Raw genomic sequence first — 26,675 nt, forward strand, 5'->3', positions numbered from 1 at the left:
TCATGGTTCATTCCGCTCCGGCTCTGGTCGCTGCGCAAGGCAAAGCGCGAAGGAAAGGAAGACTTCGTTACAGCACCGTGAGGAAGCTGGTGCCGTATTTCTACGTGTCGCCGGCCACCCTGCTGCTCGTTCTGCTGATGCTGTTCCCCATGGTGATGGTCTTCAAATATTCATTGATGGACGGCGCCATCATGAAAAAGGACGCTGCGTTCGCAGGGGTCCAGAATTACCTGACCATCTTCGAAAATCCGGTATTCTGGCAGTCGCTCGGCCAGACGATGTATTTCACGATCATGAGCGTCGTCTTCCATTTCATCATCGGCTTGGCTTTCGCGCTGCTGTTGAACACCAACCGCGTCGACCCGCTTATCCGGAGCATCCTGCGTGTGCTCTTCATCCTGCCGTGGCTGTTCACCGCCGTGATCATTGCCATCATCTGGCGCCTGCTGCTCGATCCGAACGGCGTCGTCAACAGCGTGCTGATGGCGCTCCACATCATCAATTTCAAGGTCGAGTGGTTCTCCTCGACCCGCACCGCCATTCACGCTCTGACTTTTGCAAACATCTGGGCAGGTTATCCGCTCTATATGGTCAGCCTGCTTGCCGGTCTCCAAGGCATCTCGAAGGAGCTCTACGAGGCAGCCGGGATCGATGGCGCTAACGAGCTGCAAAAATTCTGGTACATCACCATCCCGCAACTGATGCCGATCATCATCAGCATCGCGCTGCTCGATTTCATCTGGACGATGCAGGTTTTTCCGCTCGTCTGGATGACGACGGGCGGCGGTCCGATCTATTCGACGGAAGTGCTCTCCACCTTCACCTACAAGCTTGCCTTCTCCCAATATGAATTTTCGCTGGCTTCGGCGAGTGCAATGATCATCCTCATCATTTCGATGAGCGTCACCTATTTCTACATCAAACACCAGCAGCGTAGGTGACCGGCATGGCAAAGCGTTCCTTCAAGAACTCGGCATTGCCGACCATCCTGACCTATCTCGGACTGGCGATCGGCCTGGTCTTTTCGACCTTCCCGATCGTGTGGATGTTTTTCAGCTCGCTGAAATCGAATACCGAGATCTTCGCTCTTCCACCGCGGCTTCTGCCGAAGGATTTTACCCTGGCCGCCTATCTGACGATCTTCAACGATCCGGTGAAGGTGCGGTTCTTCATCAACAGCTACTTCGTTGCCGGCGTCGTCACCTGCCTGACCCTCGTCATCGCTATCCTGACTGCTTACGGCTTCAGCCGCTATTCCTTTCGCTTCAAGAACACCTTGAACATCTTCATCATCAGCACGCAGACCGTTCCGCCGATCACCCTTCTGATCCCCTATTTCGGAATGGTGGTCGCCTTCAGGATCTTCGACACGTATCTGGCACTGATCCTCACCTATATGGTCTTCACACTGCCTTACGCAGTGCTGCTGATGACCGGCTATCTCAACACCTTGCCGAAGGAGCTGGACGAGGCCGTTCTGGTCGATGGCGGTTCGAGCTGGACGGCGCTTTGGCGCGTCATCGTGCCCGTCTCCATCCCCGGGATCGTTGCTACCGCGGTCTACACTTTTCTGCTGGCGTGGAATGAATTCCTCTTCGCACTGACCCTGACAAAATCGATGGATCTCAGAACCGTTCCGATCGGCATCCAGCTGCTAATGGGCCAGCATGCTTTCGAATGGAATGAAATGATGGCGATGAGCGTGCTCGGCTCCCTACCCCTCCTGGTGCTTTACCTCGTTGCTCAACGCTACTTCCTGGCGGGCATGACCGCCGGCTCGGTCAAAAGCTGATGGATGGTGGCGGGCTTGACAATGACAGGAGCGATCCCAGCCCACCGAGGTAGGACCAATTCTTTTTGGTCTTGAGATCAGCCAGGGCCTATTGCTCCGCCTGCACCCAGCGATTTGGTGCAGTTTCGCCGACCGCATGCAAGATCGAGCCGGCAATATCGGCAAATCCAAGTCCGGCGGGCTGCAGGGAGATCCATCTTGGCGCGTGTTGCAATTGCGCAAGGACCGGAATGATGTTGTTGACCCCGAAGGAGTTGCGGATAAAGCCGAACATCGGCGCATCGTTTCGAGAGTCGCCGACGAAGGCGGTCACGGCGGGCATGTCAGCCGGATCGATGCCGAACATCTCGGTTAAAACGCGCTCGCTCATCGACCGCTTGTCATAATTGCCGATCCACGTGTTGATGTGGATGGAACTGATCGCCACCGTTCCGCCCATGGCTCTGATACTGGACGCCAGGTCCTCGACCTCACGTGGATCGTGACCCTGGATGTCGATTGCGACATCGGCGAGCCGAAAGACCTGGTCATGGGCAATTTTGAACGTCCTGCTCTGTTGCGCGATCAGCTCTTTGATCGCCTGCAGGTGCTGCCGTTGGCGTTCCCCCTGCAGCCCGCCGTCTTCCCAATAGTCGAAGACGACTTCGCCGCTCCGGCGGGTAACGCAATATGCACCGCTTTCGCCGATGACGGCGGCAACCGGCCAAGCGCGAACGATATGTTCACACCAGCCGGCTGAACCGCCGGTGACCGGCACCACGGCAATACCGGCCCGGCAAAGATCCCAGAGAGCTTCGTAGGTTTGCGGCAGAAGCTTACCCTTCGTCGTCAGGGTGTCGTCGATGTCGGTAAAAAGGTAGCGGACATCCTGCAGCTCACGCGCAGATGGCGCCAAGTCTACGTAACTCATGTCATCTCCTCGCTGCATGTGACCACGTCCAAGCCACTTTCGATGAGAGCGTTGACAGCCGAAGCTTCGCCGGGCAGCCGATCCGTGTAAAAACGGCTGAGTTTGCTGAATGGCGCAACCCGCACCGAGGCGGTCCGCGTCCATTTGCTGACATCTGCGGCGAGAATCTGGATTTTTGAATTTTCGAGAAGCGCGTTGGTGATTTGGGCTTCGTGATAGCTGAAATCCATCAGGCCGGTGAGCGGGCTCAGAGCGCCTGCGCCGACCACTGCGTGGGTCGCATAGAATTTTTCGACAAATCGGATTACATCCGTGCCGACCACGTCACGGTCATCGTGACGCAAAAGACCGCCGGTCAAATGGACCTCGACATTCGGGGCGTCGCAAAGGCTCAAGGCAACGTGGATGTTGTTGGTGATAACCGTCAGACCCTGGTGGTCGCGTAGCGCATCCGCAACAAATTGAACCGTGCTGCCGATCCCGAGGAAGACTGTCGCGTCCGCCCCGATGTCGGCGGCGACGCGCCGCGCGATAAGCCGCTTGGCGCGCCGGTTGAGCTGGGCGCGGGCATTGAGCGAGATGTTGCTGCCCTCGACCGGCAGGTCGACGCCGCCGTGGAAGCGACGCGCATGCCCAAGATCGCATAATGCATTGATATCGCGACGAATGGTCTGCGTCGTCAAATCGTACCGGCGTGCCAGCTCCTCGATGTACTGGACACCTTCCGTTTCGATCAGCGCAAGGATCTCGCGTTGTCGGCTCGATATGATCCGCTGCCCCATCGCCGCTCCTTACGTGAGGTAGACACTGGGATCGTCTGTTATCACGCCGGTCAAACCCGCGTCCCAGAAAGACGCGAGCCACTTGGGATCGTTGCAGGTCCACGCTCGCACCTTGATTTCACGACGGACCGCCTCTTCAAGAAGCCCGATACTGAGGGCCTTGTAGTCAAGATGGACGGTCCTTGCGGGGATCGACCGAAGGATATCCCACCAATCGGCAGGCACCTTGCTCCACAGCATGGCGAGCTCGTAGCTCGGATCAATCGCGTGCATTCCTTTCAACGCAGCGGCATCAAAGCTCGAGATCATGATCTTGGTGTGCGGCGCTCGCACCTTCAGATGTTGATCAACGACACTCACCAACTGGTCGAGCGACTTGTGATGGGCATGCTGCTTGATCTCGACATTGGCGTTGAGGCCGAGTTCGCCGAGCGCGGAAACCACGCGCGCCAATGTGGGCAGCGGCTCACCTTCGAATTGCGGGCCGAACCATGAGCCGGCGTCGATAGTGTCGAGGTCCGACGCGGTGAGGTCGGCGAGATTTCCCTTTGACGACGAGCAGCGATCGATGGAAACGTCGTGGATCACGACCGGGGTCCCATCGGCAAGGAGTGCAACGTCGAGTTCGACCCATTCCGCGCCTTGTTCGGCGGCTGCCCGAAAAGCAGCAATCGTATTCTCGGGCGCAACCGCGGAGGCGCCTCGATGCGCCTGTACCTCATTGCGTGTCGGGCCAGATCGCGCCTCTACGGTCGTCATTGTCTCATCTCTTTCAACGCTTCTGGGGTTGGGATGGAGAAATAACAAACCGGTGTCAATCTGTGCGTTTTCCGGTATTGCTATTGAAAGGGTGCATGGCGCCAAGACGTGCGAAGACGTCGATATTGGCATTTTCGGTAAAGTCCGGGCGTCCCGGCACGGTCAGGATGACCGTCTGCTGATTTTCACCCAATCGCACATGCAGATGACTTTCTCCGCCGATGGGCTCAAGCAATTCGACGGTCGCACTGAGACGAATCGAAGGCTCTATCGGCCGAGCGACGAGCAACGCGTCGGGCCGAAGGCCGACCACATCGGTGCCGGCAGGCAAGGCGAGCGTGCTTGCGTCGTCGGCGGCCCTCAGGATGTCGATCGGCACAAGGTTCATGGGTGGTGAACCGATGAAACTTGCGACAAACAAGCTGGCCGGACGGTCGTAGACTGCGACTGGCGTGCCGACCTGTTCGACAAGGCCGCCGTTCATCACAACCAACCGGTCGGCAAGTGTCATCGCTTCAAGCTGGTCATGGGTGACGTAGATGCTGGTCGTCTTCAATCGCCGCTGCAGCCGGCGTATTTCTACGCGCATCTGCACACGCAATTTCGCATCAAGATTTGACAGAGGCTCATCGAAAAGAAAGGCGGCCGGCTCGCGAACGATGGCCCGCCCCATCGCAACGCGCTGGCGCTGTCCTCCGGAGAGTTCGCGCGGTTTGCGATCCAGCATCGGGCCGATTTCAAGGATCTCGGCGGCTTCCGCCACGCGGCGGTTGATCTCAGCCCGCTCCGTGCCGCGGTTTTTCAAACCATATTCGAGATTTCCGCGCACGGTCATATGCGGATAGAGCGCATAATTTTGAAAGACCATTGCGATGTCGCGGTCGGCCGGCTCTGCCTTGTTCACATTGCGGCCGGCAATCTCGACCTGGCCTTCGCTGATCGTTTCCAGGCCGGCGATCATGCGAAGCAGGGTCGATTTGCCACAGCCAGAAGGACCGACAAGCACGATGAGTTCGCCGTCGGCAACCGAAAGGTTGATGCCTTTGACAGCCGGAACGGCACCATAATTCTTCTTGACGTCGATGATATTGATCGTGGCCATTTCATTTCTCCGTTTCGACCAGGCCTTTGACAAAAAGGCGTTGCATGGCGACGATGACGAGGACGGGTGGCAGGGCGGCCAGAATGACTGCTGCCATCACGAGGTTCCAGCGCGGCTCGGCATCGGCGACGGCTGCCATGCGCTGGATTCCCATGACGACGGTATAGAAGCTCTGGTCTGTGGTGATGATCAGCGGCCAGAGATATTGGTTCCAGCCGAGCACGAAGAGGATGATGAACAGCGCCGCGATGTTGGTGATCGACAGCGGCAGCAGAATATCGCGGAAGAACTTCATCGGCCCGGCCCCATCGACACGCGCGGCCTCCATCAGTTCGTCAGGGACTGTCAGGAAGAACTGCCGAAACAGGAAGGTTGCGGTTGCCGAGGCGATCAACGGAATGATGAGGCCGCCGTAGTTGTTCAGCATTCCGAGATCGGCGACGACCTTGTAGGTCGGCACAATGCGCACCTCGACCGGCAACATCAGCGTGATGAAGATCATCCAGAAGGCCAGGGTCCGGAACGGGAAACGGAAATAGACGATGGCAAAGGCCGAAAGGATCGAAATGACGATCTTCCCGACGGCGACGCCAACCGCCATGATCAGCGAATTGATCATCATTGGCCCGATCGGCGGCGCTCCCGAGCTTGTCATCCCGGATGACAGCATCGTCGAATAGTTCTCGATGATGTGGCTTCCCGGTGTCAACGGCACGACGCCTGACAGGAAGTCGTTTGGCCCATGGCTCGATGCGATGAACGCCACGTAGACGGGAAACACGACGATCGTGACGCCAAGGATGAGGACAAGGTGGGCCAGGAAATTTAGGAAAGGGCGATTTTCAACCATCCTGGGGGTCCCTCAATATTGCACGCGGCGTTCGATGAAGCGGAACTGCACAGCGGTCAGTGCAACGACGATCACCATCAGAATGACGGACTGGGCCGCCGACGAGCCTAGATTCAGTCCGATGAAGCCGTCGAAGTAGACCTTGTAGACAAGGATCTCGGTTGCGCGCGCCGGCCCGCCCTGGGTGGTCGCATGAACGATGCCGAAGGTATCGAACATCGCGTAAACGATATTGATGACGATCAGATAGAAGGTCGTTGGCGAGATCAGCGGGAAGACAATCGTCCAGAAACGCTTTATAGGACCGGCGCCATCGATGGCTCCGGCTTCCTGAAGCGAGCGGGGAACGGATTGCAGTGCAGCCAGGAAGAACAGGAAATTATAGGATATCTGTTTCCAGGTTGCGGCGATCACGATCAGGATCATGGCATCGTCCGGATTGATCAGATGGTTCCAATTGACGCCCATCGCGCGCAACATATAGGCGACGATACCGATCGACGGATTGAACATGAACCACCACAGAATGCCGGCAATCGCCGGTGCGACGGCGTAGGGCCAAATCAGCAGGGTCGAATAGATTCGAGAGGTGCGTAGCACGCGCATTGCCGCGGCAGCCAGGAGCAGTGCGATAGCCGTCGACAGCACCGTCACCAGAATGGCGAAGACGAGCGTGTGGCCGAAGGCATTGATGTAGATCGGATCGGCAAAAAGCCGACGGTAATTTTCGAACCAGACGAAGTTGGTTTTGAAGCCGAAGGCATCCTGGCGCAGAAAGGATTGCCAGAATGCAGTTGCCGCAGGCCAGAGAAAGAATACGACGGTGACGAAAATCTGCGGGGCAATGAGCAGATAAGGCAAAAGCTTGTTGGGAAATACGGTCCGTTTGGTTTGCATGAGCCCTCACACTGACGGATGGAAAACGGGGGCCGGTGTTCACCAGTCCCCGTTGCGGAGCTCCTTAGTTGGCGGACTGGAAATCGCGAAGCTGTTCGTTGCCGCGTGAAACCACCGCATCAACCGCTTCCTTCGCTGTCTTCTTTCCACCCAGCAATGCGGCAAACTCATCGTCGATGATGCCTCGTACCTGGACGTAGTTGCCGAAGCGGATGCCCTTGGAATTGTCGGTGGGCGTCACCCGCGTCAGTTGTTTGATGCCGATGTCGGCGCCAGGGTTCTTCTCGTAATAGCCCTGATCCTGACCAAGCTTATAGGCAGCTTCGGTGATCGGCAGGTAGCCGGAGAACTGATGCCAATCGGCCTGAACTTCCGGCTTCTGCAGGTAGGTGAAGAACTTCGCCACACCCTTATACTCTTCCGCCGGACGGCCCTTCAGCGTCCAGAGCGTGGCACCGCCGATAATCGAATTCAGCGGCTGGTTGATGACGTCGTCATAGTCGGGGAGTGGCGCAAAACCGACCTTGAAACTCTTGGCGTTGTTGATGACGCCGGCCCGGCCGGCCGATGAGTTCATGTACATCGCGCATTCCTGCGAATAAAACATCGGAGGTGCGTTGTCGCCGCCGCCAGGACCACCGAATTTGAAGAGGCCTTCGTCCTGCCACTTCTTCAAGTTGTCCCAATGGCGGATCGTAAGATCGTTGTTGAAAGTGAACTCCGCGTCCAGGCCGCCAAAACCGTTGGCCTTGGTGGAGTAGGGCTTGTCGTGCAGCGCATTGAGATTTTCGGTCTGGATCCAGGAGATCCAGGCGCTGGTGAAGCCGCATTTGGCAGCGCCTGATTTCATGATGGTCCGCGAGAAGGATTCCACCTCGGCCCAGGTTTTCGGCGGCGTCTCCGGATCAAGCCCGGCCTTCGTGAAGACGTCCTTGTTGTAATACATGATCGGTGTCGAGGAATTGAAGGGCAGCGACAAGACGTTGCCGCTGGTGTCTGAGTAATAACCGACGACCGGAGCGAGGAATTTGCTCTGATCCCAGCTCTCGCCTTCGTCCTTCATCAACTGGTAGACGGGATAGACAGCACCCTGTGCTGCCATCATGGTGCCGGTGCCGACTTCATAGACCTGGACGATTGCCGGCTGCTGGTTGGCACGAAACGCGGCGATCGCGCCCGTCAGCGTCTCGTCATAGGTGCCCTTAAAGACCGGCACGATCTCATAATCGGACTGCGATGCATTGAACCCCTTGGCGATCTGTTCAAGCTTCGCGCCATTCTCGCCGCCCATGGCGTGCCACCACTGGATCTTTGTGGCGGCCATTGCCGGAACGGCTAACGATAGGCTGGTCAGTCCTGCGGACAGGAAAAAAGCAATCCTATTCATTTTCACTCCCATTGCTCTCGGTCCGCAGCCTCCCGCTCCAGACGTTAGGCAATGGTAACAGGCATGGTTCACTTTGCAACCATCAAATGTTCAAATGAACATTTGCCTTAATGGGTTGGGACGCCGACATCGATGGATTGCGGTTTCTGTCAATCCGGCTGGGACTGGCCATGGCTTCTCCGATATTCGCAAGGCGGGGGCTTCCATGTGCCGCTCTGGGTCGTTCGCTCATGCCAAAGCGGAATGGCGCTCGGTACGCTTTGCGGCGGATGGCGGATGGCGGATCGTCCACATCATGGGATCGAAGATCCCCCGCCTCAACCCAATGCGGCCCCTGAACATTAAAGGGGCACGGATATTGAGAGCCCTTCCACGCATTTTTCGGGAAGATGGGCATCCAGATGACAACGGCGAATGCCGCCCTGGGGGCCAATGCAGAGCTTTTGTGCCGAAACCGGCGGAGCATTGACGCTGTTTGGCGGATTTTACACGGCAAAATATGCCTAGCGATCAATCGTCCTCGCCACCGCCGCGTCCCAACCCCGCAGCCCATCGTAGACCTCGGCTCTGGTCGGTGCGCCGATGCGTCCGCCGAAGACCTGGCATTTGAGCGCTGCCGCCATTGACGACAAGCGCATCGTCTCGGCAATAGGCATGCCTTCTGCGACGGCCAGAGCGAAAGCGCCATGGAAGATATCGCCCGCTGCAAGCGTATCGACGGCCCTCACTTTCGGAGCAGCAAGATGGAAGATTTCGCCGGCTCGCTCATCGAACCAGAAGGAGCCGTCTTCCCCTGACGTGACGCTGATGAAGGCGTGCTCGAACTTTCGCTTCAGAAGGCCAACGGCTTTCGGCGGCTCGGCAGCTCCGGTAAGGCGCTCGGCGGCCGGCTGTGAGAACACGATGTGGCTGGCCGACGGTGCCAGCATCTCGATCACGCCATCGCCTGCAACGTCGCCATCGAGAACGCCCGGCCTGCCCGCCTCTCTGGCTGCGAGCAGCGTCCGCAGCGCAAGCTTTGGCCAGCGGACGTCAACGAGTACCGCATCGAAAGCGGACACATCCTGCTTTGTCACCGGTTTGACCATCTCGTGCAGGCCCGCATCGTAGAAGGGCACAATCAGGCGCTCGCCCTGATCATCGACAAGGATCGTCGAGACCGCCGAGCGGGCGCCTGCCACATGCGCCATGCCGCTCGTATCTATGCCGCTGTTGCTGAGGTCGGCAATGATGCGTTCGCCGGTGGCATCATCACCGACCGCACCCCAGAGGCTGGCATTGCCACCCAGCCGGGCGATCGCAAAAGCCGCGCTCGACGCCATACCCTCGGCGACCTGCAGCATATCGTACGGGAGGATTTTGCCTTGGCCGGTCGGTAACGAGTGCACACGAAACAGCGTGTCGAGCACCGCAGCGCCGACACATAAAACGCTGCGCGCCGGACGAGAGCATGATGCCGAAAAGTGTGTGGGGTTTTCGGACGACATCATGATCTAACTCTTTAAATTAGAACTGGATTCAGATTCTAGGCCGCCTAAAATCATCCTGTTCTTGCAGGCGGGTCGAAGGCAGAAGAAATCGTCAAAACCGTTGTCTCACCCGCTTACTTGACGGCTCCGGCCGTCAGCCCCGCCACAATCTGCCGTTGCGCAAACACCGTCAATATCAGCACGGGCAACGTGACGATTAACGCCGCAGCAGCAAGCGGCCCCCAACTGACCTGTTCGAACGAAAGCATATTGTAGACCGCAACCGGCAGCGTGCGGGTCTCGCGACTGGCGAGCACGATGCCGAAGACGAAGTTGTTCCAGGAGAAGATGACCGACAGGATGAAGGCGACGACAATGCCGGGCTTGGCGATCGGCAACGCGACCAGCCGGAAAATCTGCCAGGGCGTTGCACCGTCGATGCTGGCGGCCTCTTCCAGTTCCATCGGCGTCGTCTCGAAATAACCGATCATGATCCACACGACGATCGGCACTGTGACGACCAGATGGATGATGATCTGCGGCAGGAGCGTGCCGAGCAGGTTCAGCCATTGGAATAGCAGGAAGAGCGGAATCAGGAAGGAAAGGCCCGGCGTCATACGCGCGATCATGATGACCATCGCCGACTTCTCGGCCTTCAGGCGCGCGATGCCATATCCGGCCGGCACGCCGATCAGCAGGGCCAGAAGTGTGGCGGCGCCTGTCACCACCACCGAATTCCACAGATAGAGGAAGAAGTTGTTCTCCTCGAAGACCTTCAGATAGTTCGACCAGGCAAAACGCTCAGGAATGAAGATCGGCGGATAGGCACCGCTGTCGATTTCGTATTTCAGCGACAGCGAGATCATCCAGAGGAAGAACAGGATGACCGGCGATATCATCACAAGGGCAACAAACAGCAGTCCGATGCGATCGAGCGTTCTGCGCTTCATCAGCGTGCCTCCCCGTCAGACCAGTTCGCACGCTGCCGGAGCATCAAAAGGACGAAGGACAGCAGGACGATGAGGATGAAGAAGACCACTGCCATGGCGGAGCCATAGCCGATATCGTAATAGGCGAAAGCTGTGTTGTACAGATAGATATTGATCGTTTCCGACGCCGTGCCCGGCCCGCCCTGGGTCATGGCATAGATGATATCGAAACTTTTCACCGCATCGATGCTGCGGATGATCACGGCAATCATCAGGAATGGCGCGATCATCGGCAGCGTCAAATAGCGAAATTTCTGCCAGACATTGGCTCCGTCGATTTCGGCGCTTTCATAGGGCTCGCGCGGAACTGCCGCCAGGCCGCCGAGCACGATCAGCATGATAAGCGGCGTCCATTGCCATGTCTCGACCAGCACCAGCGAGGGGATGACGCTGGTCTGATTATAGATCCACTCCTGCGGGCCGATGCCGATCAAGGATAGAAGATAATTGAGGACGCCGAGCTGCGGGTGGAACATCATGGTCCAGACGAGGGCGATGGCGACGGGCGTCGCCATCATCGGCATCACGAATATGCCGCGCAAAAGACCGCGGAGCGGAAATTGCGTATCGAATATCAACGCGGCGAGCGTCCCTAAAAAAAGCGGCGCCACCACGGAGAGCGTGGTGTAGAGCACCGTATGCCAGAGCGACTCCCAGAAGCGCATGTCCACGGCCAGGCGAGCATAATTGTCCAGTCCCGCAAAGACCTGCGACTGGCCGAGCGTCCAGCTGTTGACGCTCATCCAAAGGGTAAACACCCATGGAAAAACGATGACGGCCGCAATGACGATCAGCGCCGGAATGACAAACGGCCAGTAGTTGGGAGCAACGCGACCCGCGTTGCTCCTTGCCTTCGAGGCGGCCTTGGCGGCTGCGGCCGTTTCGATGCTTGCCGAGGCCATTATCCCTCGCTCTTCGCCAGGACGGGTTCGAACTGTGCCGTCGCAGCCTTGAGTTCGGTCTCTGGATCGCCGCCGCCGATCATGTTGGTAAGACCGACACCATAGATGTCGCGGAACTCGGTGACCGGAATGATCACCGGCAGCGCGAGCTGCGAGATCTTGCCGGAACCGGCAACCGCATCAAGCCATGCGGCCGGCATCTTGACGCCTTCGCGAACCTTCGCATCCGCGAGGATCGACTGGCGGAAAGGAACGCCGGCGCCGGCCTGCAGCAGACGTGCGCCCATGTCGTGGGAAATCGCCCATTGGCAGAAGAGGTAGGCCGCTTCCTTGCTCTTGCTTGCCGCAACGACACCAAGGCCGTCGCCGAAGGTGCCTGCGGCCTGTGCCTTCGGGCCTTTCGGCATGATGCCGTAACCGACCTGGCCGACGACACGCGACTTTTCCGGATTTTCGATCGGCGGAGCAAAACCGACGCCGTCGAGCCACATGCCGATCTTGCCCTGCAGGAAGGCCGACTGCGCCTCGGCCCAGTTGAAGCCGGAGACGCCGGGAGGGGCGGTTTTGGTCATCAGTTTCTGGTAAAGCTTGGCAGCATCGACCGCTTCTGGCGATGTCGTGCGCAGCTTGCCATCAGGGCCGAGCGGGCTCGAACCATAACCGAGCAGCAGCGACGTCCAGACCGGCGTATTGGCGTTCTTCAGGCCGCGGGCGACGAAGCCATAGGTATTGGTCGAGGGATCGGTGAGTGCCTCGGCCGCACTGGCCAATTCTTCGAACGTCGTCGGATAGGAAAGCCCCTTTTTCTCGAACAGCGCCTTGTTCCAGTAGATGATCCAGTAGTCCACCGAGAACGGAAGCGAGCGCAGAACGCCGCCCGAATCCTTGGCGAAGGTCAGGCCGGCTTCGGCGAAATCGCTTTCCGTGAGAGACGGATCGGTCAGGGACGGGTCCTTGAGAAAACCGCTGATATCGGCAAGCCACCCGCCCTTTTCGAACTGCCGCTTCTGGACGTGATAGCTCATGTGCACGACGTCGAAGCTCGGCTTGCCGGAGCTGAGCTCGATGGTCGTCTTCTGGCGCTGCTGTTGTTCGGGCGTCGCTTCAGCATTGACCTTGATGCCGGTCAGTTCCTCGAATTCGGGCAGGTACTTCAGAAGTATCTCGCTGCGTGGGCTCTTGACCAGGTTGACTTCGAGCGTTGTCCCGGCAAAGCGCTTCCAGTCGACGGCAGCGGCCGCCGAGCGCATGCCAAGCATGCTGCTGGCCCCAAAAGCGGCCGAACCCGCCAGAAAGCCGCGTCTCGTCGGATTCAAAAACGATGACATTTGATTGCTCCTCCTCTTGCCGGCGATCTCCTCACCCCCGGCTGCTTATTTTCCGATTATATCCTGAGCGCACGATCTCTTGCATGATTGATATGTGCGACAAGGCTGTTGACGGCATCCTCTGCCGATCGTCGTTCGATCGCCTCAAGCACCTTCAGGTGCTCACCCATGACAGGTCCGACGTGGCCGTCGATGCGAAAACGGTCCTGACTGATCAGGCGCATCTTGATCGAATTTACCCGGTAGGCGTTCGAAATGATGGTATTTCCCAAGGCATCGATAAAGGCGTCGTGCATGCCCCAATCGACGGCCTGCGCGTGCTGCTCCAATTCGTGCGATCCATCGCCGCCTCGAATGGCATCCGCGATATCGCGATGCTGCTTCAAGAGTCTGGCGACGGTCTCGTCAGATGCAGAGCGGGTGAAAAGCGCAACGGCTTCCTTCTCCAGGAAAACACGCAGCTGGAATGCCTCGCGAATGAGATTAAGGTCGATATGGGCGATCTGCAAACCGCGCTGAGGCACGGTCTTGATCAGCCCTTCGGCTTCCAGTCTCGGGATGAGTTCGCGGATGGCGCCCAGCGTCAGCCCGGTCAACTCGACGAGACGACGTTGCGAAACGAACTGGCCGGGGCGCACGTCACGCGCAAGAAGATGGCGCGTGAAACTCGCATACGCCTTTTCCCGCAGTGTCGGCTGCTCGTCCGTTCCGTCCATCGCCTCTCCCAGAAACATCTGTGCCCTATGCCGCCTTCGAGCGGAAAAGACCATTGAAAGCGAGAGCGAGCTCCGCCTGCCCTTCTGCAGATATTGAAACGAGAGGCGGACGAACCGCAAGCCATATATCTTCCGACGTCAGTTGAGCGACCATGACCTTCACCGCAGCTGTCACCGGAAATTTGAGAAGTTCGGCCACGAAGTCCACGACGCGGGAATCATCCTTGCCTTCCTCCGCCATCAGCTTGACTTCGCGCGGTATGAAATTCGCCATGCCCGAGATTGCACCCTGGCCGCCAAGCCGCACGCCCTTCGCCAGGTGACGTTCGTCCCCCACCAGGATGACGAGATCGCCATGGGCTTTCAAAAGTGTTTCCGTAAAAGGCCAGTCGCCCGAGGAATCCTTGACGCCTACGACGATATTGGGAAAGGCGATCCGCAACCGACCGATCAGCGATACGGTCAGCGGGACCATGGTGACCGAGGGGATGTTGTAGACGATAATGTCTCGCGCCTTGTCCCCGAGGGGGGCGAACACGGCCGAAAACCACTGAAAGAGGCCGTCGTCACTGACGTTCTTGAAATAGGAAGGGGGAGCAAGCAGAATGTTGCGAACCCCCTTGGAAAGAGCATGACCTGCCTGCGACGCCGCATCCTCGGCGGCGTCGACCAGAACGCCGACGACGATTTTGTTCGCTTCTATCCCACTCTCGAGTATGGAAGCCAGAACACGTTCACGTTCCTGCGTTCCGATGGATGACCCTTCACCCGTCGTTCCGAACAGCGTTACGCTCGAGCATCCGGCAGCGAGGCTTCGCTTTGCCTGTGCGATCATAACATCAATCGCGATATCACCATTGTTGTCGAACGGCGTGGCGAGAGCGACTGACAGCCCGAATTTCTGGGTCAAAGATACTTCCTCCCGATTACTAGGATGAGACGTAGCAGAGTGACATGTTAGTTGTAAAGAGATGATCGCAGACTAAACATAAAACGATTGTCGCGCAGGGATCACCCTCAACCGGCACGCCTGGCTGTCGGCCCGTTTGCCCGCACGAGCGCCATCAGCATCGGGCCGATTGCAAACTCGCCCCGCTCTGTCCTTCGGGTCAGATCTCTGAGATAACCCCCGGGGGAATTGATATGCCCTCCCTTCTCCAGGATGCAGGCGATCACCGTCGCCGCATTTTCCGGCCCCATGCCCAAGCAGGCTTCCTCATAGGCCGAAGGACTGACGCCGAGCATCGAGCGCACGATTACCGCCGCGGACATCAGATCACGCCAGTTGCCGATGGCTCCGCCGGGACCATAGTCGAGGATTTGCGGGCAGGCTTGCAGAACGAGGCCGAGCGGGAAGGATTTCAGGCCTGGCCCGGCCGCCGGATCGATCACCCCACTTGCTCTGTTGCTCATCCCGCCGGAAAGCTTCGGCTGCTTTAGCCTTCGCTCGTCAAGCGGTTCGGCGTTCGGTTCATTATCGGCCACAGCGCTTTCGCCCTGCTTCGGTTCGAAGCTTGGTTCAAGTTCATAGGTGGAGTTGGGGTTTGAATTCTGTTTGTGACGCTCAATCTGAGACTCATTGGCGTCTATTTTTTGTCTTTTAACATGCCTTTCCAGCAGGTTGACGACTTCGTCGCGCAACAGGCCCAACTCATCGAGCAATGAAGCCAGGTTTTCAGTCGTCGCCACACGGGGAATTCTGGCGACAAGTGCGCGAAACATCAGCGTCATCGTCTCCCAGTCGCCCGGAATCGCTTCGTCGAGCGCCACCGAAATCAGCTTGGAGATATCGCGTCGGCAAACCGTTAGGCGCTCTCGGGTCGCTCTCAGCAGTTCCCGGTCGGCGACCGCTAGGGCGGCCAGGCTTTCGATCTCGGCCGCGCGTGCGAGCAACGGCGCGATGCTGAAGCCAAAGGCTTCGCCGATGGCTCCTGCTCTGTCGCGGCGGGCGTATCGCTTTCCATTCGGGCTGTCCTTGCGCAGGATCAGACCGGCCTCGACCAGAACCGCCAGATGTCGCCGCAGCGTCGCCGGCGTCATTCCGCGGGCGCGGAGCGAAAGCTGCGCATTCGACGGGAAGACGATCAGGCCATTTCCCTCGGAAATTTCATCGTCGGGGTAGAAGGTCAAAAGCGCGTCGAGCACCGTCAGCGCCCGATCGGTTACGCCGAGCGCCGGCCGCGCCTCGCAGATCGCCCTGAACAGCTTCCACTTGCTGCGTTTCACTCCCGGCTCGATGGTCTCGGCCAGTTGCTGGCTTGCCAGCATGCCAAGCGACATCGGCCGGCGCCCGAAGGGCGTCGTCACATATCCACTCTCCATTTGCCTTCACCTTCGTTCAGGCAAAAGAAAACCATCCACCAATTTGGTGCCTAAAACGCTTGACTGTGATTCGTGGAAATGCGATTCTCGATGTGCTTAAGATCTGAGAAGGGCTTCCACGACGGCGTCGTTGGGGGCCTTTTTCTTTTGCGCGCTACGCTCCTCTGTCCTTGTTGAACTCCTGGAACAGGCCCTTCAGCCTTTCCTGGACGAACCGATCGAAACCGGGCGCTGTCTTGCCGTCAAAGACGAAGGTCGCACCGGACACTGTCTTTTTGATCATCACCGGCACGCCGCTAACCTGGGTTTGGGCAATCGCCTGTTTCGGCGCCGCCGTCCGCTTGGTTGCCAGCACAAGTGCCCGGTGAAACCGCTCGTCGCTTGAGATTTTCCGCGCGTCGTCCGCGGACAACTCGGCGATGATTTTCTCGATGTCGGCACCTTCAAGCCGCTCGCCCAGTTCCAGCCACCGCCGGCGACCGATATCGGGCGCCGCGCCAATGGCATTGACGAGATCGAGGGGGACCTGCCGTATGACGATCAGCATTCGCGACAGCGCCGCCTTATCGACGGCGAGAGCCGCCATGATCACATCGCGGCCGAAGCTGCGTTCTTCGAGCCTCGATGCGAAGAGCGCGCGCTCGATGTAGGAAAGATTGGTTCGAGCGCTGTTTTCCTGCCCCTGGCTGACGACCAGTTGCCCGTCCGTGAGCTCGCGGACGACCGCGCGCACCCTGATGCCGATTTCCCGAGCGGCGGCAAGGCGACGATGGCCGTAGGCAACCTGATAACGTCCCTTGGTTTCGGGGTGTGGACGGACGAGGATCGGAACCTGCTGCCCGTGCTCGCGAATCTGCTCGATAAGCTGTGCGAGTTCGGCCGCATCGATCGCCAACCGATCGCTGACGAAGGAGGCGTCGATCAGGCTGGGGTCAAGCTCGATGATGGTCTGGCCGGCAGCGAGCTGCCGTTCCAGTTCACTCGCCCGCTCCATTTTCTCCGTAATATTGCCAAGCGTCTTGGTAATGCCGCCGACCGGCGCCGCACTGCGCTCCTGCGGCACGAATCCGGCGATCGGACGATTGTCGCGCGGCTGCACCGCTTCAACTCTTGCTGGCTCAGCTCTTGCCATGCTCGGAGCGGAGATTTCGATGAGGTTTTTGCGCGCCATCTACTATTTCCTTCCCCAGGTCGAGCGAATATGCGCTTCGATCTCGCCATTGACGAGGTTGAGGGATTCGAGCGCCCGATCATAGGTTCCGCGGGTGAACTGCGACCGCTCGACTTCGTAGAGTGTCTGCTTGGTGACGCCAGCGTCGGCGACCGCTGTCGACTTCACCATGGCGTTGCGGAGCATGCGATTGCCGAAGATTGCCCGCATGAAGCCGGTCATCTGGCTCTGCGGTCCGTCGTTCGGTTCGAACCGCGTCACGAGATAGCGCATCCAGTCGTAGCTGGTGCGGCCGCCGGCCTTCTCCACCACCGACATCAGCTCACTCGTCATCGTCAGAAACTGCGACATCGACATGACGTCAAGCATCTGCGGGTGAACGGTGATCAACACCGAGGTTGCCGCGCAGAGCGCCGACATCGTCAGGAACCCCAGCTGCGGCGGGCAGTCGATGACCACGACATCGTAAAGACTTTCGATCTCCGTCAGGACCTCGCCGATCCGAGCAAAGAACATCGTTTCCGCCGTGCCCGATGTCATCGCCTTCGGGGTTTCGTGCTCGAATTCCATCAATTCGAGATTTCCCGGAATAAGATGCAGATTGGGGGTATAGGTGGCGCGCACAATGTCGGCGATAGGGCGCGGATCGTGATATCGGATCGCCCCGTATATGGTTTCGCCCTCTCCGACGTCGAACTCCGGCTGATGACCGAACAGAGCGGACAAAGAGGCTTGCGGGTCGAGGTCGACGGCGAGCACGCGGTAACCCCTGAGCGCCATGAACTGCGCCAGATGGGCCGCGGTCGTGGTCTTGCCCGAGCCGCCTTTGAAATTCATGACGGAGACGATCTGGAGCTTCTCTCCCGGCCTGCGGGCCGGCACATATTTCGGCGTTCCGTTTCGCTCGTCAAGAACCCGGCGAATCCGATCCATATCCGTTGCGCTATAGAGCCGCCGTCCGTTTGCCAGCGGATCGGGGCCATGGCCATCGGCAGCCACCTGCCGCAGATAACCTTCGCCGATGCCGATGAAGGCCGCAGCTTCCGCCGGCGAAAATGTTCTGATGGTCTTTTGGGAAAGCGGCGGGAAGATTTTTGCCTGATGCTGCTGAAGTTGATAGGACAACTCCTTCGCATCCGTTGCCAGAAGCGAGGGGAGATGCTCTTGATCGTCCTGAAGAGCAAGACTCGGCTGCATGATCTTTTTCCCAAAAAACTGCGCAATTTTGAACGAAAGCGCCCCAGTTGCGCAGTTACTATATGCCGCGATTCGTGACTGAATTACAAATGCTTAACAAAAAGGCGGGTCGAGGCATGCGAAACGGCTGCGGAAACCTGCCGGTTTTGCGGAGCAATCGGCTGGAATTGGCGGCTGCCCGAGCTGCAGACGAGCAAGGCCAATGGCCTCGTTGTGCATATGAATTCACCGGCGGCCGTAGCGATTTACACATCACCTAGAAGTCGCGACAGCATCCTGGCGTTCTTGATGGCGTAAGCGTCTCTGTCATTGTTGAAGTAGGCCCAAACGGTTTTAGCCCCGCTGCTCCTTATCCGGTCGGCCCAGATCGCAAGCTCGGCTTCGCTATAATCGTGACGGTACCATTGCGTGGTGCCATGGAAGCGAATGTAAATCTCGTCTGCGGTCTTCACCAATTCGTCTGGAAGACGCGGCCCGCTACATGAACAGAAGATAGCACCGGTCGCCTTGAACTGCCTGAACACCTCATCGTTCCACCAACTTTTGTGGCGGAATTCGACGACGTTCCGGCGGCACGGATCAAGCTGGCGAAGAACCAGCTGCAGGGTCTCAGGTGAATAGCGGATGCTGGGCGGCAGCTGGAAGAGGAAACACCCCATTCGCTTGCCGAGCATGTCGGCGATATAACCGAAATCTCTGATCAACTCGTCGCAGTCTTCGAAACGCCTGACATGGGTAATGAGCTCGCATACCTTGATCGTATAGACGAAATCATCGGTCGCCTGGCGAAGCCAGGTTTTCACTGCGGCGAGCGTCGGCCACGAGTAGAACGGAGCGTTCAGCTCGACCGTTTTGAACTCTCGTTCGTAAAAGGAAAACCATTGATTTCGAGGCGCATCGACCGGGTAGAACAGACCCTGCAAATGCCAGTAATACCAGCCGGAGCAGCCGATATGGACCTTACCCCCAGGTCCGCCACTGGATATCGCTATGCTTCGATCCTCAGAATGGATCCTGACCTCGTGCATCTTGGCAGCGCGTTCGATGTTCGCCTCGCGCTGCTTCTGACGCCGCTCCGCTCGCCGCGCCTTCCGTTTCTCCCGCTCATCTATCGACATTTCCGGCACGTCACGGGCCCATGTGTGTGGCGGCTTCAATAATCCTGCGCGTATGGCAACCGACCGGCTGGCGGCGGCCTAGATTGCGATTAACGTCGATGGAAATCATCTGTTCCGTGCAGACCGCGGCCAGGCCAGCATGAGATAATATCGTCGTCACACCACGACCGGACCAATGTTGATCCGGCCGCGGAACCGTACCGCTTATTTGTTGGACGCAGCGTCCTCGATGACCTTCGCAACTTTATCGGGATGGGAGACCATTACGACGTGCGATGCACCTTTAACCACGACCGTCTCTTTCGAGCCCGCTCTTTCCGCCATCCATGCAAGCGCTGCCGGCGGAATATTTTTATCCGCATCGCCGTAGACGAACCAGGAAGGGATATTCTTCCAGCTCGCCGAAGTCGAAGCCTCGCCAAGAGCCTTATCCGTGATCGGACGCTGTGTTGCGGCCATCAGCTTGCCCTCCGCCTTAGATACATCTGCGGCGAATTGATCGTGAAACTCGCCCTGCTTGATGTACAGGTCCTTTATTCCACCATCCAACAGCACCGGTTCGGCAAGGGTCGGTGCGAGCGTGCTTCCTGGAAACTTACCTGAAAGCGCGAGCGCCGTTTCTCCAACATCGGGCGCGAAGGCCGCAACGAAGACCAGCGATTTAACGTTTGCGCTGTGTGCTGCCGCCTCGTTGATGACTGCGCCACCGTAGGAGTGACCGACGAGAACAACGTCCGTCTTCAATCCGGCGACCGCTTTGCGCACGTAATCGCCATCGGAGGTGACGCTTCGAAGCGGATTAGCGACCGCCAACACCGGATATCCATCCTTTTCCAGACGTGTGATCACGCCATTCCAACTGGAGGCATCGGCAAATGCGCCATGAACAAGTACGATTGTCGGCTTTTCGGCGGCATGGACATTGGAAAGGCCAGCTGCGGTGATCACAGCGGCGACGGCAAACATCTTAAACATTCCTAATCTCCTTTATATCGTGTACGATTAAATTATACGCGATTGTTCACGAAGACAAGCCTCGACATCCATGTTCACTTTCATTTGAAAATCCCCTCGTGTTCACGAGGTAACGTCAACTTCGCTCGGTCGGTAAGAAACGTCCAAAGACGGTCGCGCAGCGATGGCGGCGATAGACGAGGTCGCTCCGAAGTTCCGGGGGGCTCAACGGATTTCGGCGTGGTTTTCGCCACCGGTGAAATGCCACCGATCGCCGGCCGAACTAATCCGCCATCGATTGGTAGAGCCAGTCGGAGAGCGTCTGCGCCGCCACCCGCGCGGCTGCGTCTGGAAGCAACGCGTCATCGGTCAACTCGACACCAAAATACGATGTAGACGGATCTGTTATCACCTGCCGTTCGTCCTCGTTGGCGGCCAGATAGATCCGCGCGACCTCGTCGACACTGAATTGTTCCGGACCGCCGATTTCGACGACACCGCCCAAAGGAGCAGCGAGGGTCAATTCGGCCAAGAAGGTGGCGACGTCCCCGGCTGCGACCGGCCTCATCAATGCCGGCGGCAGTCGAAAGACGTCGCCCTGCGCACCGATGTCGATCAATCCATTGATGAACTCGTAAAACTGGGTGGAGCGGAGGATCGTATAGGGGCGATTTGAAGCCCGGATAAGATTTTCCTGCACCATTTTCGCGCGAAAATAGTCGCTTTCCACAAGCCGGGGCGTGCCGACGACGGAGAGAGCGAGATAATGCCCGACGCCGGCCCCCGCCGCAGCCGCAAGCAAATTCTTTGTCGATGCCTTGAAGAAATCCAGTGCCGTGCTGTCGCCGAAGGATGCGGCATTGGTCACATCCACGATGACCTCGTTTCCCGCTATAGCGGCGTCGAGACCTTTACCGGTAACCGTATCGACGCCAAACGACAGGGATGCGGCCGTGACCTCGTGGCCCGACCGGCGCAGGCTTTCGCTGAGCCGCGTTCCGATAAGACCGCTTGCTCCCACCACGGTAATTTTCATGTCAGCATCCTCGGATCGATTGCACCGACAATGACCGGAAAGTCAAAATCCTTCCACCATGCGTGAGGCTTGGCGCCTTCGCCTTAGGTATAGCGGCGCAGACCCAAGGTATAGGATGACCCACCGAAACGGGAGCAGTCCTCCGGTTCCTCATTCGCGTCGAAGATCCAGCCTCGGCGCAACGCTACCTCTCCGCGCAATGCATGGATTTCCATGAGTTGCGGCTGTGGTTCCACGGGGTTACGGTTCAATCATGAGCTCGCCGATCCCGACATCGAAAACGAGTGCTGCACTCCATGCTGACGATCCCCCGGCTTTGTCCGTGCGGCAGGAACGGTTGATGATGAGCGTCTGGTCGCACCGCCCCCGATTCCTCTATCTCACGCTTTTTTTCGTTGCCTATGTGCTCGCCTGCGGCTTCGCCCAGCTGCTCGCGATCGTGCCGGGAACGGGTATTTCCATCTGGCCTCCGGCCGGCCTTTTCATCGCGACGCTCATCCTGGTCCCCGGGCGCAGCTGGCCATGGTGGATACTGGGGGGCTGCCTGGCCGAGCTGCTCAGCAATGCTCTGTGGTTCTACAGTCCGCTGCCTGCGGCCTTCCTGATGTATGTCGGCAATGCCCTTGAAGCGGTGGTCGCGGCATGGCTGATTAATCGGACCTTGAAGCGGCCGGCACAGCTGGAAACCTTGCAGGCGGTTCTCGCATTCGTCGTGCTGGGTGCCGGAATTGCGCCGGTCGTGAGCGCTACGGTAGGAAGTGCGACGCTTGCCTGGTTTGGCATCCAATCGCAATCCTTCGTGACGGCCTGGCCTCTCTGGTGGATCGGCGATGCAACCGGTGTCCTGATCGTCGCGCCGCTGGCGCTCGCCGTGGTCCATAACTGGCGCGGCAAGACACGGCTATCGCCCGCGCAGTGGGTGGAGGCATGCGTCCTTGGGTTGATCTTTCTCGGTGTCGCCGCTCTCTCGCTCAGCGGCTACCTTCCCTTCGCCTACATCATCATGCCACCCCTTCTTTGGGCCGCGGTCCGCTTCGAGTTCAAAGGCGCTGCCATATCGCTCGTGCTCCTCGCCCTGATCACGGCCGTCTTCACGATAACGGGCGCCAGCCAATCTGTTGGCGACCCCGAGTCCCAGAAACACAAGCAGATCATGCTGCAGCTTTTTTTGGCCATCTCGGCATTTTCGGCACTGATCGTGGCCGCCATATCCAGGCAACACCAACTGGCCGTGCTCACATTGCGCCAAAGCGTGGAGACGCTGCGCGAGCGGGAACAGGAGCTCTCGCAACTCGTCGACATGGTTCCGAGCCACGTCTGGCGTCTGTCACCCCGCGGCCAACCCACCTTCTTCAACAGACGAATGGTCGATTTCCTCGGTTTCGATGTCGCGGAATCGGACAGGCCGGGCATGAGCCGGCTGGAAGCGGTCATCGAGGCGATCATTCATCCCGATGATGCAGCCGGCTTCACGGATGCGCTCAACCATTGCCTCGCCACCGGCGAAAACTTCGCCATGCGGTATCGGCTGCGCCGCGCCGACGGCATCTATCACTGGATGTCGAGCCGCGCTGAGCCGATGCGGGATCAAACAGGAAACATCGTTCAGTGGTATGGTCTTTGCCACGATATCGACGATCAAGTCCGTGCCGAAGAGGCGGTGCGCCAGAGCGAGCGAGCGCTGCAGCAGATGATCGACGCGGTGCCGGTTCGCGTCTGGAGCGTGGAGCCGGCGAGCGGCACGGTCTATTTCAACAAACGTTATCAGGACCATTTCCGCGCCGTCATCACCGATTTCGACGCTCTCGGCGAACCGCGCATTGAAGACCTGCTGCAGCGGTTGATCCATCCCGAAGATGCGCCCGACGTTCAGCGCACGCTGCGGAACTGTTTCGAAAGCGGCGGCGGCTCCGCGATACGGTTTCGCTGGCGCGAAAAGGACGACGTCTACCGCTGGGCGGAATGCAGGGTGGAACCCCGGCGCGATGACGATGGAAAGGTCGTGCAATGGTACGGCGTTTCTCTCGACATCGACGAGGAGGTGCGTGCACTTGAGGCATTGCGTGATCGCGAGCGCGAACTCTCGCAGCTCGTGGACATGGTTCCGGTCCAGATCAGACGCCTGACACCTGCAGGCGAGCCGGTCTTCTTCAACAAGCGCCTGATTGACTTCTTCGGTCTCGACGTCGGCGATATGGATAAGTCGGGTGTGAGCCGTCTGTCGGCTGTCATTCATACCCTCGTGCATCCCGATGATACACCGAGGCTGCTGGAGACGGTCCACCGGTCGCTTGCCAGCGGCGATCCCTTCTCGATTAAATACCGCATGCGCCGTTTCGACGGAGCCTATCGCTGGGTTGACGGTCGCGCCGAGCCGTTGCGGGATCACAATGGCGCGATCACGCAGTGGTACGTGATCTCAGTTGATATTGATGATGAGATGCGCGCGCAGGAAGCGTTGCGCGACCGGGAGCGCGAGCTTTCGCAACTGGTGGACATGGTTCCGAGTCTGCTCTGGCGGCTTGATCCGGAAGGCACTCCGACCTTCTTCAACCAGCGCCTGATCGAGTTTCTCGGTCTCGACATCATCGATATGGAAAAGCCGGGTATCACCCGGCTGGGAGCCCTCATCGAGGCCGCCGTCCATCCCGACGATGCAGAGAGCCTTGCCGAGGCGCTGAGACATTCCTTCGCCACCGGCGAGCGCTTTTCGAAACAATATCGCCTGCGGCGCGCTGATGGCGTCTACCGGTGGGTCAAGGGCAGCGCCGAGCCGCTGAGGGACGAGAGCGGACGGATCATTCAGTGGTACGGCCTCACGCATGACATTGACGATCAACTTCGTATCGAAGAAGCGTTGCGCGAGAGGGAACGTTCGCTCTGGCAGATCGTTGAAACGCTGCCGGCAATGATCGATTGCGCAGCGCCCGATGGGGAGCCTGTGTACCGCAACCCTCAGCTCCGCGACTTCCTTGGATATAAGCTCGAAGAACTTGATGGAACCGGGAAAACCCGGCTGGACGGCACACTCGATGCCGGGGTTCATCCCGACGACGTGGCGGGGGTCAAAGAGAATTATGCTCATTCATTATCCACCGGCGAGCCCTATGCGCGCAGGCATCGTCTGCGGCGCCATGATGGGGAATATCGCTGGGTCGAGACGCGTGCGGCACCGATGCGCAACGCCGAAGGCGTCATCGTCCAGTGGAATGTGATCTGCCTTGACGTCGACAGTGAGGTTCGGACGGAGGAGGATCTGCGGCAGGCACGAGAGGGGCTTGCACGGGCGAGCCAAGTGGCGAGCCTTGCCGAGCTTTCAGCCTCCATCGCCCACGAGGTGAACCAGCCGCTTGCGGCGGTCGTCGCCAACTCACATGCCTGTCAGCGCTGGCTCATGGCGGAACCGCCGAATATGGAGCGGGCGCAGAGGACCGTCGAGCGCATCATCCGGGACGCCAACTCGGCGGCGGATGTCGTCAGTCGCATCCGCGCCCTGTTCAAACAATCCGCAGACCGGAGGGTCTACACGACGCTCGCCGGCGTCGTCGACGAAGCCCGCAATCTCTTGGCCGACGAAGCGGCGCGGCGGCGCGCCAGGATGGATGTGGAGTTCGATGGCAATCTTCCGCTGATCGCCATCGATCGCGTTCAGATCCAGCAGGTTCTGATCAATCTCGTCCGCAACGGCATCGAGGCGATGGACACTGTCGCCGGCGACAGGGTGATCGGAATGCGCGTGCGCCATATGGGGAATGCCATTCAGACCGAAATCAGCGATCGCGGCCAGGGGATCGAGCTTCCCGAGAAAATGTTCGAACCGTTCTTCACGACCAAGGAAAACGGCATGGGCATGGGTCTGGCGATCTGCCGCTCGATCGTCGAGCTGCACGGCGGACGCTTGTGGGCAGAGAAGAACAACCCGCAGGGAGCGACGTTGATCTTCACCTTGCCGATAGAAACGAAGGCGGCGTCATGACGGCCGATGACCATATTGTCTTCATCGTGGATGACGACGGACGTGTCCGGGAGGCGCTCAACGAGCTCATGGACGCGCACGGCATGCGCGCCATCGCCTTCGAATCCGCCGGCGATTACGTGAGAGCCGACAAGCCTGATGTGGCTGCCTGCCTCATTCTCGATATCGAGCTGCCTGACATCAACGGCCTCGATCTGCAGAGGCAGATCGCCGACGGCGATCATCCGCCGATCGTCTTCATTACCGGACATGGCGACATCCCCTCCTCCGTGCGCGCGATCAAAAGCGGCGCCGTGGATTTCCTGACCAAACCGTTCAGTGATGCGGATCTCCTGGCAGCAATCCAGGCGGCGCTCGCCCAAGATCGGGTAAAGAGATCGGAACGCGCCGAGCTCGATATGCTCAAACGACACTATCTCGACCTGACGCCGCGCGAGCGCGAGGTGCTGCCGCTCGTGGTCAGCGGTCTTCTCAACAAGCAGGCAGCAGCCGAATTAGGGATCAGCGAGGTCACGCTGCAGATCCATAGAAGAAATGTGATGCAGAAAATGGCGGCGGCGTCGCTCGCCGATCTCGTGCGGATCGCGGAGAAATTGGAAATACCGATTACCCACTCGCGCCGAGTGGGGGGGAATTGAACATGAACGAGATAAGACATGTCGTCGCAATTGTCGATGACGATCCAAGACTGCTGGAATCGATGGGCGACCTGCTGGAATCGGCGGGTTATGTGGCCCGCGGCTTCCCGTCGGCGGGCTCGCTGCTCGTCAGCGGACTGTCGGACCTTGATGTGCTCATCACCGATATCGGAATGCCCGGCATCGACGGCTTCGAGCTTCGTGACCTGGTGAGAAAATCACGTCCCGAGTTGCCGGTATTCCTGATCACGGGCCGCCACGAGATCGCGGATCAGGGCCGCGCTCAGGGAGGCGGTGGATTCTTCCGCAAGCCCTTCGATGCCCAGGCGCTGCTGGCGGCTATCGCCAATGCTTTACACCAATCGAGAAATGGAGGGTAA

24 protein-coding genes and 1 pseudogene are annotated in these 26,675 nt (G+C 58.9%); 6 read left to right on the forward strand and 19 right to left on the reverse strand.

Annotated elements, in window-relative coordinates; all coding sequences use genetic code 11:
* Positions 1-2 precede the first annotated feature (2 nt).
* Together RCCGE510_RS26315 and RCCGE510_RS26320 are read left to right on the forward strand one after the other, a co-directional pair.
* Positions 3-941 (forward strand): sugar ABC transporter permease, encoded by a 939-nt coding sequence (locus RCCGE510_RS26315; RefSeq protein WP_007635051.1) that lies wholly within the window; start codon positions 3-5, stop codon positions 939-941.
* 5 nt (positions 942-946) lie between these two features.
* Complete coding sequence (locus RCCGE510_RS26320) at positions 947-1,792, forward strand: carbohydrate ABC transporter permease (RefSeq protein ID WP_007635052.1); 846 nt, start codon at positions 947-949, stop codon at positions 1,790-1,792.
* Between the two features lie 88 nt (positions 1,793-1,880).
* Here the strand turns inward: RCCGE510_RS26320 and RCCGE510_RS26325 are convergent, their stop codons facing one another.
* The 7 genes from RCCGE510_RS26325 to ugpB form a co-directional block, all read right to left on the reverse strand.
* The gene (locus tag RCCGE510_RS26325; protein ID WP_007635054.1) at positions 1,881-2,702 is read right to left on the reverse strand and encodes an HAD-IIB family hydrolase; all 822 of its coding nucleotides are present in this window, start codon (positions 2,700-2,702) and stop codon (positions 1,881-1,883) included.
* Positions 2,699-3,484, reverse strand: a complete 786-nt coding sequence (locus tag RCCGE510_RS26330) for a DeoR/GlpR family DNA-binding transcription regulator (protein ID WP_007635055.1) — start codon at positions 3,482-3,484, stop codon at positions 2,699-2,701. Before RCCGE510_RS26330 ends, RCCGE510_RS26325 begins: the two co-directional genes overlap by 4 nt.
* Before the next feature lie 9 nt (positions 3,485-3,493).
* Complete coding sequence (locus RCCGE510_RS26335; protein ID WP_007635056.1) at positions 3,494-4,243, reverse strand: glycerophosphoryl diester phosphodiesterase; 750 nt, start codon at positions 4,241-4,243, stop codon at positions 3,494-3,496.
* Between the two features lie 55 nt (positions 4,244-4,298).
* A complete protein-coding gene (locus RCCGE510_RS26340) occupies positions 4,299-5,345 on the reverse strand; it encodes a sn-glycerol-3-phosphate import ATP-binding protein UgpC (protein WP_007635057.1) in 1,047 nt (348 codons plus the stop codon).
* A 1-nt stretch (position 5,346) separates the two neighbouring features.
* Positions 5,347-6,195, reverse strand: a complete 849-nt coding sequence (ugpE, locus tag RCCGE510_RS26345) for a sn-glycerol-3-phosphate ABC transporter permease UgpE (protein WP_007635058.1) — start codon at positions 6,193-6,195, stop codon at positions 5,347-5,349.
* Positions 6,196-6,207: 12 nt separating this feature from the next.
* Positions 6,208-7,092, reverse strand: a complete 885-nt coding sequence (gene ugpA / locus RCCGE510_RS26350; RefSeq protein WP_007635059.1) for a sn-glycerol-3-phosphate ABC transporter permease UgpA — start codon at positions 7,090-7,092, stop codon at positions 6,208-6,210.
* Between the two features lie 64 nt (positions 7,093-7,156).
* On the reverse strand, positions 7,157-8,479 hold the full coding sequence (ugpB, locus tag RCCGE510_RS26355) for a sn-glycerol-3-phosphate ABC transporter substrate-binding protein UgpB (protein WP_037079735.1): 1,323 nt from the start codon (positions 8,477-8,479) through the stop codon (positions 7,157-7,159).
* Positions 8,480-8,653: 174 nt separating this feature from the next.
* Between ugpB and RCCGE510_RS34880 the strand changes: the two are divergent.
* Positions 8,654-8,810 (forward strand): annotated as a pseudogene (locus RCCGE510_RS34880) (inorganic phosphate transporter); the annotation flags it as partial.
* A 172-nt stretch (positions 8,811-8,982) separates the two neighbouring features.
* Here the strand turns inward: RCCGE510_RS34880 and RCCGE510_RS26360 are convergent.
* The 12 genes from RCCGE510_RS26360 to RCCGE510_RS26415 all read right to left on the reverse strand — a co-directional run bounded on the left by RCCGE510_RS26360 (position 8,983) and on the right by RCCGE510_RS26415 (position 21,681).
* Complete coding sequence (locus tag RCCGE510_RS26360) at positions 8,983-9,966, reverse strand: sugar kinase (protein ID WP_037079968.1); 984 nt, start codon at positions 9,964-9,966, stop codon at positions 8,983-8,985.
* Between the two features lie 116 nt (positions 9,967-10,082).
* Positions 10,083-10,898: a carbohydrate ABC transporter permease gene (locus RCCGE510_RS26365; protein ID WP_007635064.1), complete on the reverse strand. Its 816-nt coding sequence runs from the start codon at positions 10,896-10,898 to the stop codon at positions 10,083-10,085.
* Positions 10,898-11,839, reverse strand: coding sequence for a sugar ABC transporter permease (locus RCCGE510_RS26370; protein WP_007635066.1), 942 nt, complete (start codon positions 11,837-11,839; stop codon positions 10,898-10,900). The genes RCCGE510_RS26365 and RCCGE510_RS26370 overlap by 1 nt, the downstream gene beginning before the upstream one ends.
* Positions 11,839-13,167 (reverse strand): sugar ABC transporter substrate-binding protein, encoded by a 1,329-nt coding sequence (locus tag RCCGE510_RS26375; protein WP_007635068.1) that lies wholly within the window; start codon positions 13,165-13,167, stop codon positions 11,839-11,841. The genes RCCGE510_RS26370 and RCCGE510_RS26375 overlap by 1 nt, the downstream gene beginning before the upstream one ends.
* Before the next feature lie 56 nt (positions 13,168-13,223).
* On the reverse strand, positions 13,224-13,901 hold the full coding sequence (locus RCCGE510_RS26380; protein WP_192815350.1) for a GntR family transcriptional regulator: 678 nt from the start codon (positions 13,899-13,901) through the stop codon (positions 13,224-13,226).
* Positions 13,902-13,908: 7 nt separating this feature from the next.
* Complete coding sequence (locus RCCGE510_RS26385) at positions 13,909-14,793, reverse strand: dihydrodipicolinate synthase family protein (RefSeq protein WP_007635072.1); 885 nt, start codon at positions 14,791-14,793, stop codon at positions 13,909-13,911.
* A gap of 107 nt (positions 14,794-14,900) precedes the next feature.
* Positions 14,901-16,205 (reverse strand): plasmid replication protein RepC, encoded by a 1,305-nt coding sequence (repC, locus tag RCCGE510_RS26390; RefSeq protein WP_007635074.1) that lies wholly within the window; start codon positions 16,203-16,205, stop codon positions 14,901-14,903.
* 154 nt (positions 16,206-16,359) lie between these two features.
* Positions 16,360-17,376 carry a plasmid partitioning protein RepB gene (gene repB / locus RCCGE510_RS26395; RefSeq protein WP_007635075.1) on the reverse strand — a complete coding sequence of 339 codons (1,017 nt, stop codon included), beginning with the start codon at positions 17,374-17,376 and terminating at the stop codon, positions 16,360-16,362.
* 3 nt (positions 17,377-17,379) lie between these two features.
* Positions 17,380-18,573: a plasmid partitioning protein RepA gene (repA, locus tag RCCGE510_RS26400; protein WP_007635077.1), complete on the reverse strand. Its 1,194-nt coding sequence runs from the start codon at positions 18,571-18,573 to the stop codon at positions 17,380-17,382.
* A 245-nt stretch (positions 18,574-18,818) separates the two neighbouring features.
* Entirely contained in the window at positions 18,819-19,700 is an 882-nt protein-coding gene (locus tag RCCGE510_RS26405; protein WP_037079739.1) for a DUF72 domain-containing protein, read from the reverse strand.
* 195 nt (positions 19,701-19,895) lie between these two features.
* The gene (locus tag RCCGE510_RS26410) at positions 19,896-20,666 is read right to left on the reverse strand and encodes an alpha/beta hydrolase (protein ID WP_007635082.1); all 771 of its coding nucleotides are present in this window, start codon (positions 20,664-20,666) and stop codon (positions 19,896-19,898) included.
* 262 nt (positions 20,667-20,928) lie between these two features.
* Entirely contained in the window at positions 20,929-21,681 is a 753-nt protein-coding gene (locus RCCGE510_RS26415; protein ID WP_007635084.1) for an SDR family oxidoreductase, read from the reverse strand.
* A 340-nt stretch (positions 21,682-22,021) separates the two neighbouring features.
* Between RCCGE510_RS26415 and RCCGE510_RS26420 the strand changes: the two genes are divergently transcribed.
* From RCCGE510_RS26420 to RCCGE510_RS26430, 3 genes are read left to right on the forward strand one after another with little or no spacing between them, the layout of a single operon-like run.
* Positions 22,022-25,657, forward strand: a complete 3,636-nt coding sequence (locus RCCGE510_RS26420) for a PAS domain-containing protein (RefSeq protein WP_007635086.1) — start codon at positions 22,022-22,024, stop codon at positions 25,655-25,657.
* Complete coding sequence (locus RCCGE510_RS26425) at positions 25,654-26,295, forward strand: response regulator (RefSeq protein ID WP_007635088.1); 642 nt, start codon at positions 25,654-25,656, stop codon at positions 26,293-26,295. The genes RCCGE510_RS26420 and RCCGE510_RS26425 overlap by 4 nt, the downstream gene beginning before the upstream one ends.
* Positions 26,296-26,297: 2 nt before the next feature.
* Positions 26,298-26,675 carry a response regulator gene (locus RCCGE510_RS26430; RefSeq protein ID WP_007635090.1) on the forward strand — a complete coding sequence of 126 codons (378 nt, stop codon included), beginning with the start codon at positions 26,298-26,300 and terminating at the stop codon, positions 26,673-26,675.

This window comes from Rhizobium sp. CCGE 510 (genome assembly GCF_000292525.1).
In the GTDB taxonomy this organism is placed as follows: Bacteria; Pseudomonadota; Alphaproteobacteria; order Rhizobiales; family Rhizobiaceae; genus Rhizobium.